Below are 14,113 nucleotides of genomic sequence, written 5' to 3' on the forward strand. Positions count from 1 at the left end.
GATGCCGCTGCCACGGAGTTGCGCGAGCACCTTGCCCACACTGTCATCGAAATGCGCGAGCATGGCTGCGAAGATGCGGCGCTGGATGTCCTTGATGTGCGCGAACTTTTTCATGTAATCGTCCGTGGCCTGCATTGGGCTGTGGACGGCGTTGTAGGCGAGGTAGAGGAAGAACGGCTGCGCGCGATGCCTTCCGATGAAGTCGCAGGCTTCACGCGTGAAGGCATCCGTGAGGTTCGCCTCTTCATCCACGGGCTGACTGCTGCGCAGCAATGGATTGTCCGTGTCGTATTCGTGCTCGTTGGTGTTGAGATGGGTGCTCCACACGATACGGCCATCGGGTGACGTCCACCGGCCCTGACCGCCATCAGGCAGAGTCTTGCGGCGCAGCCAGGTCGTCACGCCCTGCCACGGAGTCGGCACATAGAAATGCCCCTCGTGCAGAAAGCCAAAGAACTCATCAAAGCCACGCCGCTGCGGATGAAACTCCGCCGTGCCACCGAGATGCCACTTGCCCACCAATCCCGTTGCATAGCCAGCATCACGCAGACGATCTGCGATGGTCTTCTCTGCGACTGGCAAGCCAATGCCTGGGGCCGCGTTCTTCGCGCCGATGGGATTGAACTCAAAATCGAAGCGCGTCTGAAAACGCCCCGTCAGCAACGCCGCGCGCGATGCCGCGCAAAACGGCGCGGTGACATAACCGCTCGTGAATCGCGCCCCACCCGCCGCGAGTGCATCGATCTGCGGTGTCGGGATGTCTTTCCCGCCATAGCAACCGAGTTCGCCGTAACCGAGGTCGTCAACGACGATGAAGATGACGTTGGGACGTGGCTCCGCAGCGAGTGATGAAGTCTGAACGCCTAGGGTCGAAAGCAGCAGGGCGAGGAAGCAGAAGAAACGGCCGGATTTCATGGAAACAGTATAACGCCTTTCGATTCGGGAATACATGGCCTAAGTCTGCCAAAAGTTGTCATCATCCTGCCATGTCACCCAAGTCACTACAGAGAGGCTTTTTCGCCAGCATGGCCGATCCGCAGGCGTTCCGGCTCATGTTTGATCAGCAGCCCAACGTGTTCTTGTTTGTGAAGGATCGTGAGAGCCGCCTCATCGCGGCCAGCTTGCCGAAGTATTCCCGACTCAGCCCGCTCTCACGAGCAAGCCCATACTTGCTCAGGCCACAGCGCTCCCGTAACTCCTGCAAGCGCCGCGGCAGCCGCCCGCGGCAGCCGCCCGCGGCAGCCGCCCGCGGATGCGCTCGGCGTAGTCGTGGGCATCGTGGTTGTCCGGCGCGGCGGGCATGTCTTGTCATGCGATGATGTCTTTGATGACGTGCCCATGCACGTCGGTAAGACGGCGCTCGATGCCATTGTGGTAGAAGCAGAGCCGCTCGTGATTCAAGCCGAGGATCTCCATGATGGTGGCGTGGAAGTCGTGCACGGTGGCCACGTTCTCCACGGCCTAGTAGCCGAGCTCATCGGTCGCGCCGTAGCTGAAGCCTGGCTTCACGCCTGCCCCTGCCATCCATGCGATGAAGCCCTCGGGGTTATGATCGCGGCCGCTAATCAACCTGCTTCACTCAGCGCCATCCACGAAAGGATGGTTTCGGAATTCCCTTTGCTTCACACCCCATGCTCCACCATGTAAAGGTGATGAGAATACTTATGATCAGACGTTTATCCATCGGGTTTGGAATTCTGTCACTCTGCGCAACGGGTTTTGCTGATGTGAGTGTAGTGGACAACTTTGGCGGAAGCGGTTGGAAGCGATCTGATTCCACACCCGGCACGGTTGTTGCGGAGAAGGGCAAGCTCCGCTTAGTGGATAGCCCCGAAGCCCCGGAGTGGGTGATGGCGGGCAAGGTTCATCGGGTGGATTTCGATCAGACCCCGATCTTCGTGGTCAAGGTGGCGGCGCTGACTGGGAGCGGCACAGTCAAGCTGATCCGCCGCAAACCTGCCGACAAGCGAGATGCGATCAAGATAGACCGGCCAGGACTTTACGCGATCGACACGCGGAAGTTATTCGGTTGGAGTGGCCCCGGCGAGGTTGAGACTTGCTTGTATGCGAACGGCGATCAGGAGGAAATCACCTTCGAGTTCGTGAAGTATGTTGCTGCTTTATCTGATGCCGAGAATCAGCAGATCCTTGCACGCGAAGCGACCGCCGACGCCGGTTTGCAGGTGGCACCCTTCGAGCTCGTGCCGCACTTCAACTCCTGCTCCTTCTACTTCTCCAGTCCACTACGCGATTCGCTTGTGGTGGAGTTCCGGATAACGGGCGAAGAGTGGCAAAAGGCCTATCCGCCGGTGTATCTGCCGGAGGAGAAGATGTATCGCGGCAGCATCGTGCATCTGGATGAAGATCGCGCTTATGAGCTGCGAATCACCGATGGGGCCAATCGAGTCCTGGCTCAAGACGGGTTTCGCACTTGGCGAAGTGACGTTCCAGTGGCTGAGACCATTGTTCTCGACGAAACGAACTTTGACGGGCATCTGAAAATCATCCAATCGGGGACGCCCACGGGTTGGATTCGCTACGTTGCCAAGGATGGCTTTGTCCTCCGCAATGATCGACAAGGTCCGTTGCTGGAATTGTCCAAGGTGAAATATGTCATTCTCGACGGGCTCACGCTTCGCGGTGGTCTGGCACAAGCCGTCACTGTGAAAAATTGTGAGCACATTCGCATTGTTAACTGCGACATCGCTAGTTGGGGGCGGAAGGGTGCGCAACGCTTCGATCTCGATGGAATGTATTATACCTCAGCTGGAAAAAGCATCGACTGGGACACTGCAATCCTGATCAGCCGAAGCATCGGGACGGTCGTGGAGCGTTGTTACATTCACGATCCGCTGAGCACCGCGAACTCGTGGTATTATGCGCACCCCGCCGGTCCGCAGGCGGTTGGCATAGACAAACCGCGTTCCACGGTCCTGCGTTACAATGACTTTGTGGGCAGTGACGAGCACCGTTGGAACGATGGGATTGAGGGCGCGGGGAATTTCGACGTCGATGGTGGCTTCAATCGCGATGCTGACATATACGGGAATTTCATCTGCTTTGCGAACGACGACGCGGTCGAGACTGATGGCGGCCAGATCAATGTCCGAGTCTTCCAAAATTGGTTCGAAGGCTGCCTGTGTGGAGTGAGCATCCAGGGCTGCATGTCGGGCCCGTCCTACGTCTTCGAGAACCTCCTGGTGAACTTGGGTGATCAGCGCAGCCTGGCTGGACAGTCGATCAAAACCTCCTCAAACCGCAGCGGCCCGAGTGCGGTTTCGTTTGTATTTGGCAATACGACATTCGGCCCCTCCAGCGACCTTCGCCTGCCCAGTCATCTCAGCATCGTTGCCCGCAACAATCTTTTTGCCGGACGGAACAACATCAATGGCGTGAGCGAGAGTCCCCGCTCGGATTGCGACTACAATCTCCAGGCAAACGGCAAGACTGGGGCTGAAGCCCATGGCTTGGCGGGCGATCCCGGCTTCGTGAATGCGGCGGCCGGGCTCTACGCGCTAGGAGAACGGTCGCAGGCCATTGGGCGCGGTCAGCCGTTGGAGAATTTCACCACCAGCGGGTCTGGGCCGGTTGATCTCGGTGCGTTTCAGAAAGGCTTTGGTCGACCGCTTCCGATTCGTCCGCTGGCCGTGCAGGTGGATCGCAACCAACTCCGGTTCACTAGCGCAGAGACGGCTGCCGCAGCGGAGCAGCGCATCGTCGCGAGCGTCGATGGGGCTGGATTCAAGAGCCACTATCGCATCGCCCGGAACGACGCCTTTGACTGGTTCAGTGTTGTGCCCGAAGCAGGTGTCCTGGCCTCCGGTGGGCAGGAAACCTTCACCGTGAAGCTTCATCCCGAGCGGATGAAGGCGCGCGCCCTTTACAAAGGAGCTTTTCTGATCCGGTTCGCCGATGGATTGTCCCGTCCGGTGATGGTCTATGCGAACACCGATTATCGCCAGGCGATCAAGCCCGAGAAGGAGGGCGTGTGGACGCAGTTCGTCGAAGCAGAGAGTCCATCGGGAGGGAATGCCTATGAAGTCATGAAAGATGCCTCAGCCTCCGGTGGACAATACGTTCAGTTAATGAATGCTTCAGGAAAGGAGGCTGCAGAGTATCGTTTCAGCGTTCCGAATGCCGGAAAATACTTCGTGATACTGCGTGTGCGTGCGAATGAACCGGCGGATCAGCACGACTCCATTCACTTCAGCGTCGATGATGGAGCCAAGGAATCCGCGCAGCTCCGGGCTTCGACCGACTGGAGCTGGTGCATGGCCGCCCAAAATCGCAGCGCGACCTTGAGCTGCCTGCAAAGTTTCGATCTCTCGGCAGGAGAGCATACGGTGAAGCTTTCGCCACGTGAGGAGGTTCAAATCGACCTCGTCGCATTGAGCAACGATCCAGGCATCTTCGAGTAGTTACGAGCGAGGAAAAAGGAGGAGGGCGATCGGCAAGCCAATGCCCGGCGCAGCGTTCTTCGCGCCGATGGGATTGAACTCAAAACCGAACCGCGTCTGGTAGCGACCCGTCATCAGCGCCGCACGCGAGGCCGCAGAAAACGGCGCGGTGACATAACCGCTCGTGAATCGCGCCCCACTCGCCGCGAGTGCATCGATGTGCGGTGTCGAGATGCCTTTGCCGCCATAGCAACCGAGTTCGCCGTAACCGAGGTCGTCAACGACGATGAAGATGACGTTGGGACGTTGCTCGGCCAGCGCAGAAACTCCTGCGAGTGTCAGGGCAGCGATGACTGCTGTGAGTAAGTGGCGTATGGGTCTCATCAGTTCGTTCTTGGTAAGGTTGTCGTGAGCGCGGCATCACTGCCCCGAAGCAGGCACGCGGCCCACGGGGCGGCGGTTCTTGCCCTTCTGCTTGGTGGCGGAGTCACCAATGTCCTCGCGCATCCTCTCCGCTAGAGCAGACAGACGTTGCGCGACTTCAGGGTGTTTTCCAATCACGTCCGTCGTCTCGCCCACGTCCGCCGCGAGATCGTAGAGCGCCTCGGGCAGAAGTGCCTCCTTCGCGGCTCCCTGCTTCCGCTCATACGGGGTGTCGTCCATTGCAGTGCGCGGAAAGACGAGCTTCCAGTTCGCGCTGCGGACCGCCTCTAGTTTCTCCCCGTTGTAGTAGAAGAACGCGTCGTGAGGACTCGGCGCACCGGGCTTGGTCATCAGCGGGAGAATGTCCTTTCCATCGATGATACGGTCCTGCGGAGGCTGCGCTCCGGCGATACCGGCCACGGTGGGCAGGACGTCCATCGCGGAGGCGATCTCGCGGCAGACGAGGCCGGCGGGGATCCGGCCCGGCCAACGCATCAGGCAAGGAACACGCACGCCTCCCTCCCGCGTGGTCGCCTTGGCCGCCCGCAGGGGGAAGGCCTGGCCGCGTTTATCGTAGGGTCCGCGCGTGTCCGGCCCATTGTCCGAGGTGAAGACCACGAGTGTCCGGTCTGCGAGCCCGGTTTCGTCCAGGGCCTTCAGGACCTCGCCCACGCCCCAGTCCATGCATTCGACGACGTCCCCATACAAGCCCCGCGCCGATTTGCCCCGGAAGCGGTCGGAGACGTGCAACGGGATGTGCGGTGCGCTGTAGGCGAGATAAAGGAAGAACGGTTGGTCGCGTTTCGTCCGCACAAACTTCACCGCCTCTTCCGTGAACTGCTCGGTGAGCGTCTTCTGGTCGGGGTGCGGCTTGATGACCGTCTCGTCGCGGTGGAGGACAAAGGGTTTCATGTCGTTGGGGAACATCATCCCGTAAAACGCGTCGAAGCCATGCTGGCGCGGGGAGAATGGGGCCAGGTGCCCGAGGTGCCACTTCCCAACGCAGGCGGTGGCGTAGCCGCGTTCCTTCAAGATCTCAGCCAGGGTGACCTCGTCGGGGTTCAGCCCCTCCACGTGCGCTTCGTAGAGTACGTGGCCGCCATTGCGTCCGAAGCTGGACATGCCCACCCGCACCGGGTAACAGCCGGTCATGAGGGCTGCGCGGGACGGGGTGCAAACGGGGGCGGGAGAATAGAAATCGGTGAACCGGGCGCCCTCGGCGGCGAGCCGGTCGAGGTTCGGTGTCCGGATCTTCTCGAAGCCCGGCCGGTTGTCCGGCGTCCAGTAGCACCCGACGTCGTCGTAGCCGAGGTCATCGGTGAGGATGATGAGAATATTCGGCTTGCCTGCAGGCTTCGGCACATCGGCACCGTGCAGTGTGGCCAGCGGCGCGAGCAGCAGGGCTAAGAGGTGTCGAAAGGAGGATTTCATGGTTGAATCAAATGGGACGCGGCTGAACGCGCAGCGTCGATCTTAGCGCAGCACGACGCGCGGGGCGACCCACGTCGCCCAGTCGCCTGCGGGATCGGTGAGGGGATCGACGATGAAGGCGATGCTGACTTCGCGGCCACGGAAGCTGGCGAGATCGATCTCTGCCGGCACGCGCTCCGCGCCCTTGAGCTGGCGCGCGAAGACTTCGCGTCCATCAATCTCGATGGCGAAGGCGGCACCGTTGCTCTTCGCGTTGTTCAGCAGCGCGTCAAAGGTGAGCAGGCAGCGCTTCGCATCCGCAGCGGGAATCGCGACGCGGTAGGTCAGCAGGGCGCGGCCTTTCGGCTTCGGATGCTGCTGCAGCGCAACTTCCGGCACTTCGTCCGGCGGGCCGATGCGCCGCAGCTGGACTGACTGCACATTCTCCTGCTGTGCCTTCGTTCGCTGGGCGACGAAGTCGAAGACCACGTGCCCCGTCTCGCGCTTCACTGCACGCGGCGGGTCGAACTTTGTCGCCACGACATCACTCCAATCCTTGCGCCCAACGATTGGCAGCGCAAAGGCGAACGCGGCATCTTCCTCCGGCGTGCCGGCCTTTTGCACGACGCCCCAGATCTTCCGCGCGCGGCCAACGCCGTTGACATTCGCACTGCCATCGTGCTCGCGGATGCCGAAGAGGAGACCATTCTCGTGCGGATGATCGACATGGCGATGATACAGGAAGGACTCAATGCCCGGCAGCGCCTGCACCTTCTTCCACGCGAGCGCGAAAGCGGCGGCTTGCACGACTTCACCATCGGGACCGGGAGGGCAGTCAAAGCCCTGTTCGGTCAGCACGATCCGGCGCGGCTTGCCTTCGAAGAGGAAGCGCGGCTGGCGCAGGAAGGCGGGCAGCACCTCGAGATTGTGAAACGTGATCCGCGGCGCGTCGAACCGCAAGGGCGCTGAGCGGTCATTCCAAAAGCTTGGCTGTCTAAGGTTCTCTGGATACGGATGATGCGCGAGGTTCCATGGAAAATCGCCTTCCCGTCTCGCACGCTCGTTGACTCCTTCCAGAACTTCCACGCCGGTGAAGTCGTGCGTCCGATCCGTCGTGGCGGTAAGCGTCCAGTGATGGTCGAGCGATATAAAGATCGGGAAGTCCGCATGCACACTGCGCGTGGCCAGATCGGCGATGCGGAGAGCAACGCTGTATTCGCGCAATAACACCTCTGGCTCGACCGCGCCGAGGTGATACCAGCCCCAGTGGTTCTGCACTTCGTTGCCGATCACGAGCCCGGCGATCTGGCCAAACTTCGCGTCTTCTCGCGTGTAGCGATCCACCAGCCAATGGAGGATCGCACGGTAGAGGAAGACGCCTTCTTCCGTCGCCGTGTTGAACGCCGCCGGGCCCTCTGGAACCGTCGCCGGATCGGTGAGCGGATGCACGAGCGGCGATGTCCGCGACATGGACTTCTGAACGGTATTCCCGAGGATGCCCGTCACGCGCATCTTCGCCGCGTGGAGCGCCTGCAATTCGCGATCAAGCGCCGCGACCGCAGCCGGACGAAGCCCGATCTTTCTCCCCTCAAACTCGAAGCTGAGCTTTGGCTCCGCGGTCTGCCAATCGATCAGCCAGCCGATGTTGATGTTCTGGTTCGACTGCCCGAAGCCGAGCGCCCTGCCATCCTCCACGTCGAGCAGGCAGGCTATTCCTTTCTTGTTCGCGAGCGAGCCGAGGGAGTTCTTCCGCTGCGGGAGCGCGGAGAAATCCGTGACATGCTGCGGCAGACCAAGCGCCTTCCCATCCAAGCGACGTTCAAACTTCGCGAACAGCCGGTCGCGTTTGCCATCGAAGCGAGGCACCGTCGCACCCGGGCCTTCACCACTCCACAAAACGTGGCCTTCTCCCGCCGCCGAGGTATGCAGCGGCAACTCGCGAATCTCCGTCTTTCCCGCGCTGGGCGGCCACTCAAAGCGCAGCGAATCCGGCGTGACCGCGACACGCAGCGGCGGTTCGTCTGCGCGGACAAGATGGCTGAGAACGATGAGCGTGGCGAGCAGGCAAAGAGTGAGGAAGTCGAAGTAGCGGCGGCATTTCATGGCAACATTAAAACGCCCTTCCATTCGGAAATACATGGCCTAGTTCTGCCAAAAGTTGTGATCATCCTGCCATGTCTCCCAAGTCACTCCAGAGCGCCTTTTTTTCCAGCATGGCTGATCCGCAAGCATTCCGGCTCATGTTTGATCAGCAGCCCAACGTGTTCTTTTTTGTGAAGGACCGCGAGAGCCGCCTCATTGCTGCCAGCTTGCCGATGTATTCCCGAATCAGTCCACTTTCACGAGCCAGCCCATACTTGCTCAACCCGCACCGTTCCCGCAGCTATTGCAAGCGTCTCGGCAGCCGCTCGCGGATGCGCTCGGCGTAGTCGTGGGCGTCGTGGTTGCGGGAAGCATCGGGCGTTTCAGTTCAGCAGCAGAGTCAAATGATCGTAAGATTGCTTTTTGATTGTGAGTGGCCGTATGGGGGGTGCCAGTTCACTTGGCGCTTTGCCATGCTCGTGTAGCTTGCAGCGTCACCGGTCCAAGCAAGCCGGAGTTGGTGATCGGCCAGGCGGAAGCGTCAAAGCGTTTGCCGGTGATGCTCATGAAGTTGATGTCGTTAAAAATGCGCCACTCGACGTGGCGCTGGTCGAGGTCGCGGATGCGGTTGGCAGCGACATTGGTGACTTCGATTTCCAGTTCGTTGCCTTGCGGCTTCAAGGCCGGAAGCGTGACCTGATAAGGCGCGGCGAAGCGGGTGCCGAGGTCGGTGCCGTTGAGACGGATGCGGCCGCTTTGCTCGACGGTGCCGAGGTCGAGCAACCAATGGTCTGCCGTGGACCGCGGCGCATCGAAGGTGATGCGGTAGCAGGCGGTCCCGGCAAAGCAGGCGGCTTCTGCGCCGAAGCCGGTCCACGAGGCGAGCGTCGTGATTTCGGCCGGTGGTGGTAGCACCGGGCCGCCGTGGATGAAATCCACCTTCCATGTTCCGCTGAGGACGCTGGGTTGTCCTTGGGCTCGCGAGTAAGTCCATCGAGCCTCATCTTCCGGTGCGAAGTTTTCCTGCTCTGCGAGCGTGCGCAGGATGAGCGACTCGCCGGGTTGGAGTTGCACATACACTTGAGTCTGAGATTCGGCGGTTCGCATTGTGGCACTTCCTGTGCGCCCGGTCATCGGGTCCAGGATGACGACGGACTTCGCGGGCGTTGCTAGTGCAAGCCAGCCATCGAATGCTTTGCCGCTGCGATTCGTGATGAAGTAGTGCCTGCGGCCTGCCTCCGTGCGACGGATGAAAAGGATGCCGGAGTCGGTCATCGTTTCGCGCGGCACCTTGGCTTCGTTCAACGCAGCATCAGGAGAACCGAGGAGCACCTTGCCTTTGCCGATGTTTGCTATCTTCACGGGCGCACTCGCGTCATTGGCAAATACGAGCCGCGCAAGCTGGGTGCGGAACTCGTCACGCCTCGCCGCGAGCTTGCCGAGACCGGGCACGTCCTTGGGCAAGCGGTCCACAAAGATGACGGTCGCACCTGCCTCGGCCAGGGAAAGCAAACGCGCGAGTGTCGTCTCCGGCAGGGTCTCGCACGGCGGCACGACGATGACCTGATAGCGCGAGCCTGCGAGCGCGATGCTCCGATTCACGGTCGCTGCGGAGAGCTGGCGGTCCGAGACGAAGTCGAATCCATAGCCGCGCTGCCACAGTTGCGCCGCAATCTCACCGACCGGTTCGCCTTCAAACCAGTCACGCTCGTGGACGTTGTGATGCGGCAGTGCCCCGGCGGCTTTTTGCGTGGGCGTGTTGTATTCCGCCGGTTGCTTCCAGAGGTCATGCACCGGCCAGTAGAGCAGCACGTCGTTGTCAGGCTGGCCGGCTTGCAGCACGGACTGGCAGCGCGTGATGTAGGAGGTGAAGGCGGGCACATCGCGCCAGATGGGATTGCGCGAGTTGAACTGCGTGGACGCGTAAAACATCCAGCCAGGCCAAGCGACGTCGGCGGGCGAACTGGCCGCGCCGTGGAACTTCACGCGATTCACTCCGCCGAGAAAAAAGTCGTCCACCAGCGCCTTGAGGTCGCCGAGCGTTCCGGTGAAGTGCTCCTTCACCCAGGTGCCCGTCTCGCTGCTGACCAGCGGCTTGCCCGTTGTGTGGGCGGCGGACGAGGCGAATTTCATGACCAGCAAACTGCGGTCCTGCTTGTAGGCCTCCGTTTCAGGAATGTCCGCCGCCGCGTAGTGGTCCAGCATGTTGCCCGGTGAACCGTGGGCCTGATTCCGCGACAAACTGCCCTGCGCGTGCGCCCAGTCCGACCACGTCTTGAGGTAATCCAGATGCAAATCCGACATCGTCTCGCGGTAGTCGCAGCGCACGCGGGCGACTGCATCCTCGGTGTCGGAACCGGCGAACGCAGGCAGTTGAGTGCGCAGGTCGTAGCCGCGCTTTTGCTGGAAAGCGTCGAACACTCCCGGCGACCAGTCCGCGCCGAAATACTCGAACGATTCATGGAACTGCGCATTCGGTTTCGGTGCGGGAAAGCCGGTGAAGGCATCGCTGAAGCGCTTCACATATTCGCGCACCGCTGACGGCGAGAAAGGATCGAGCACATAGCCCGCATTGCCGGGTGTAGGACGTTTCACCGTCTGGATGGGAGCGATGCGACTCACCACCCAGAGCTGCCATCGGCCTGCGGGTGTTATCCAGTCGAGCTGGCCATCGTCGCGCACGCGGTCCGCCACATCCTTCTGCTCGCCGCTCTCGGAAACCGCCACCGCAGCTTGCAACTCGCCGAGCGATTCCTTCGGCAAAGCAATCTGACCGTCAGCATTCGACTTCACCGGCAAATCGCCAACGGGCCGCCGCGCAGGCAGCCGCGTGGTCAATCGTTCGCCGCTGACGAGCGGATAGCTCGTCAAATTCACCCGGCTCGAAGCCATCGCCGCCGAGACATTCGGACCACCAAACGGCCAGCCCGCCACCGTGGCCATATCGAGTCTCATGCCCAGCCGTTGCGCCTCGCTCGACGCGTGCGCGAGCATCTCTATCCAGCGCGGCGAAAGGAAGTCGATGTAGCGCTCCTCCGCCCCCTTCGCGCCATAAAACATCCCCACCTCCACGCCCCCGAGCCCGGCCTCGCGAAACTCCGTCAGCTCCCGCGTCATCGTCGCCTTGTCCACAGCACTGCCCATCCACCACCAAGCCGTCCACGGCTTCGCATCCCGCGTGGGCTGCGGCCATGCGAGCGGGTCTGCATCCGCAGCGTGAACGAGCCCCAGCGGCACGAGCAGAAGGACGGCGAGGAGGGTGTGAGTGTGTTTCATGTCTAGGAGGTGAACGCAGATCATGCCGACTTCTCAGCAATGGCTGAATGGACGGACTGTCAGATATGGTGGACAATCTGCCACGTTGAAACCGGGTCCTTGCGCTCGTTACTGTGTGTGCATGAATGCCGAGCCAGAAACCTTCTACCGTTACTTCCCCCTCCATCGTCGTGATGCGGATTGGGGACTGAACGTCACTTGCGCAGGCTATGTGAAAATCGAGCCCGGCAGCACCTACCCACCGCCAGGCCATCCGACAGGCTACGACTTCGCGTGGGAGCAGGGCCGCGTTTTGCGAGAGTTTCAACTGCACTACATCGCGCGCGGCGGAGGCGTGTTTGAATCCGAGAGTAGCGGGAAAAAGCGCATCGAGACTGGCAGTGTCTTTCTGCTCTTTCCCGGCGAATGGCACCGCTTCCACTCCGATACGAAAACAGGCTGGGATGAGTATTGGGTAGGCTTCAACGGTGACACGGCGAAGCGTCTGCTGCGCAAGGGTTTCATATCTCTGACCAAGCCGGTGCTCGCGCCGCGCGGTGATCATGCCCTGCTTGATTACTTCACCAGCATCATCAGCGAAATGCGTTCGGAGCGGGTGGGCTTCGCGCAAATCATCGCCGCAACCACGACGCTTATTATTGCCACCATCCGGGCCGCCGTCCGCCCGCTGAAGAGCACCACGACACGCACCGAGGCCATCATCCACCGCGCCAAAACCATCCTGCATCAGCGCCTTGACCGCGTCGTGAGTTTGACGGCCCTCGCACGGGAACTCGGCGTCAGTTCCGCGTGGCTGCGCCAGCAGTTTCGCAAGCACACTGGCCTGCCCGTGCTGCAATATCACCTGCAAGTCCGCATCCACGCCGCCATGCAACGACTCGCGGCCACCGACGACTCCATCAAAGAAATCGCTGCCCAATGCGGCTTCGCCGACGCGCATTACTTCTCCCGCATCTTCCGCAAAATGAAAGGATGCACGGCCACAGAGTGGCGTAGGCGAAAGGTGTGAGGCCTGGAAACTTTGGTCATCGTCGCGGGCTGTCCTGCCAAAGCCAGAGGACGTTATGGAGGGGAAAGGTCAGAGGACGATTGCTGCTGCGGATAGCTTTTCCCATCAAGCAGTCCCGGTTTCCATTCGCGGATAGCCGCACCAAGTTTATTGAGCAGGCGCGTGCGGTCCACAGCCCTGTGGTTCACCCACCGTCAGGCGCATGAAACCGCCTTTGATCCTGCCGATGGATTCCCGGCTGATGCCACGCTCACAAGCCAAGGTGGACGTTGCTCAAACCCATCGCTTCCCGGAGTTCCTGCAAGCGTCTAGGAAACCGTTCGGGGTTCGGGGATGTTGTGCCCATGTTTGTTTCATCGCCTGCGGTCTCACGGCTTTGGCTGTGGAACCTGGGCTTTTGGAGCGGGTTTCGGGTCAAGGTTCTGCTTCAAATCTTCCTCGGTGACCACGGACTCCACGCCATTGGCGGGAACGGTTGCTTTCGCGGTCCAAAGGATCGCGTTGAGCACCAGCTTCCGTTGATCGTTGTTGGCCCAGCCCTTGTGAAAATGGCCGCCGGTGAAGCCAAAGCCTCTGCCTCCGCCGGTCCGCTCTGCCGCCCACGCGACGTGTTGGGGGACCTTGTTTGCTACATCCTTTCGGACATCGGGATTGCCTGAGCGCATGCCATCAGGACGGCTCATGGTGGAGTCCGGTGGCACGGCGGTTAAGATGGGCCTCACGGACGCCATGCCCTCGCGGAAACGCATGTGGAAATACCACTCGTCATTGGTTGAAAAGGGATGCACGCCGCTGGTGATTGGGTGCTCGGGCAACGTGGTGAAGTCCGCCTGCCAGTGCGGATTCACACTCCAACTCGGGTCACAGTATCCACCCATCCAATCCAGAAACTCAGCCTCGCCCTTGTTTTTGGGCACCTCAGTTGACCAGTGCAACGCCATAAAACCACAGCCACGCTTCATCTCCACGGAGAGCTGCTGAAGGTGATCCCCCTGCAACGCCGGATGCATGGTAAACCCATCCGCATAAATCAAAATGGTGTCAGCGGCTTTGATCTCTTCTTCCGCAGGCCATTCGGCGTTCAAATGCACTTTCACATCCACCAAATCCGGCACCCCGGCCCGGAGACATTTCGCCAACAACTGGACGCCTGCGTTGTGTTCGTGAGCTCCGGGACCGTGGCTCTGCTTTCCAGCAATGAGCACGATGTTCTTTTTTTCAGCGGCAGGCGCAGAGAGCTGAAAGAGCGCCAATCCAAAGACGATCGAGAGTTTGAACAGGGAGGTGTAAAATGAATGATTCATGGTCGTGATTGTGATGTTTCAGGAGGTCCTGTATTGGTGAGGATGATGTTGGGCTTCGACGCGCTGAGAGTGAGTAAGCCTCACACCTTCCAGCCTTCACGTGCGGTTTGGCTGAGGAAGTGACGACGGCTGATCACTGAAAGAGGGCGTTACCGGCTTTGAGACAGAGGTTGCGCGTGGGGCGGGGGATTGATGCGATCCTGAAGCAGGCG

9 protein-coding genes and 1 pseudogene are annotated in these 14,113 nt (G+C 60.7%); 3 read left to right on the top strand and 7 right to left on the bottom strand.

Going from position 1 to position 14,113, the window contains the following annotated elements; genetic code table 11:
• Window positions 1-915, bottom strand: a 915-nt coding sequence (locus ACIREA_RS02530; RefSeq protein WP_397380228.1) for a sulfatase-like hydrolase/transferase, incomplete at its 3' end; no start/stop codon positions are given.
• A 393-nt stretch (window positions 916-1,308) separates the two neighbouring features.
• Window positions 1,309-1,563: pseudogene (locus ACIREA_RS02535) on the bottom strand (DUF1501 domain-containing protein); the annotation flags it as partial.
• 101 nt (window positions 1,564-1,664) lie between these two features.
• Here ACIREA_RS02535 and ACIREA_RS02540 point away from each other — a divergent pair.
• Window positions 1,665-4,418: a hypothetical protein gene (locus ACIREA_RS02540; protein ID WP_397380230.1), complete on the top strand. Its 2,754-nt coding sequence runs from the start codon at window positions 1,665-1,667 to the stop codon at window positions 4,416-4,418.
• On the opposite strand, the gene ACIREA_RS02545 is transcribed toward ACIREA_RS02540, so the two are convergent.
• Genes ACIREA_RS02545 through ACIREA_RS02555 form a run of 3 tightly spaced genes read right to left on the bottom strand, consistent with a single transcriptional unit; the run spans window position 4,419 to window position 8,333 of the window.
• Window positions 4,419-4,781: a sulfatase gene (locus ACIREA_RS02545; protein ID WP_397380232.1), complete on the bottom strand. Its 363-nt coding sequence runs from the start codon at window positions 4,779-4,781 to the stop codon at window positions 4,419-4,421. It lies immediately after the preceding gene.
• A 36-nt stretch (window positions 4,782-4,817) separates the two neighbouring features.
• Window positions 4,818-6,251 carry a sulfatase gene (locus tag ACIREA_RS02550; RefSeq protein ID WP_397380234.1) on the bottom strand — a complete coding sequence of 478 codons (1,434 nt, stop codon included), beginning with the start codon at window positions 6,249-6,251 and terminating at the stop codon, window positions 4,818-4,820.
• A gap of 42 nt (window positions 6,252-6,293) precedes the next feature.
• Window positions 6,294-8,333 (bottom strand): DUF5722 domain-containing protein, encoded by a 2,040-nt coding sequence (locus ACIREA_RS02555; RefSeq protein ID WP_397380236.1) that lies wholly within the window; start codon window positions 8,331-8,333, stop codon window positions 6,294-6,296.
• A 71-nt stretch (window positions 8,334-8,404) separates the two neighbouring features.
• On the opposite strand from ACIREA_RS02555, the gene ACIREA_RS02560 reads away from it, so the two are divergent.
• Window positions 8,405-8,659 (top strand): hypothetical protein, encoded by a 255-nt coding sequence (locus ACIREA_RS02560; protein WP_397380238.1) that lies wholly within the window; start codon window positions 8,405-8,407, stop codon window positions 8,657-8,659.
• A 109-nt stretch (window positions 8,660-8,768) separates the two neighbouring features.
• Here ACIREA_RS02560 and ACIREA_RS02565 read toward each other — a convergent pair whose 3' ends face one another.
• The gene (locus ACIREA_RS02565; RefSeq protein ID WP_397380240.1) at window positions 8,769-11,588 is read right to left on the bottom strand and encodes a glycosyl hydrolase; all 2,820 of its coding nucleotides are present in this window, start codon (window positions 11,586-11,588) and stop codon (window positions 8,769-8,771) included.
• A 121-nt stretch (window positions 11,589-11,709) separates the two neighbouring features.
• Between ACIREA_RS02565 and ACIREA_RS02570 the strand changes: the two genes are divergently transcribed.
• On the top strand, window positions 11,710-12,597 hold the full coding sequence (locus tag ACIREA_RS02570) for a helix-turn-helix domain-containing protein (protein WP_397380241.1): 888 nt from the start codon (window positions 11,710-11,712) through the stop codon (window positions 12,595-12,597).
• 368 nt (window positions 12,598-12,965) lie between these two features.
• On the opposite strand, the gene ACIREA_RS02575 is transcribed toward ACIREA_RS02570, so the two are convergent.
• Entirely contained in the window at window positions 12,966-13,901 is a 936-nt protein-coding gene (locus tag ACIREA_RS02575) for a ThuA domain-containing protein (protein WP_397380243.1), read from the bottom strand.
• Between the last annotated feature and the right edge of the window lie 212 nt (window positions 13,902-14,113).

The sequence above is a fragment of the Prosthecobacter sp. genome, assembly GCF_044373815.1.
Lineage (GTDB): Bacteria > Verrucomicrobiota > Verrucomicrobiia > Verrucomicrobiales > Verrucomicrobiaceae > Prosthecobacter.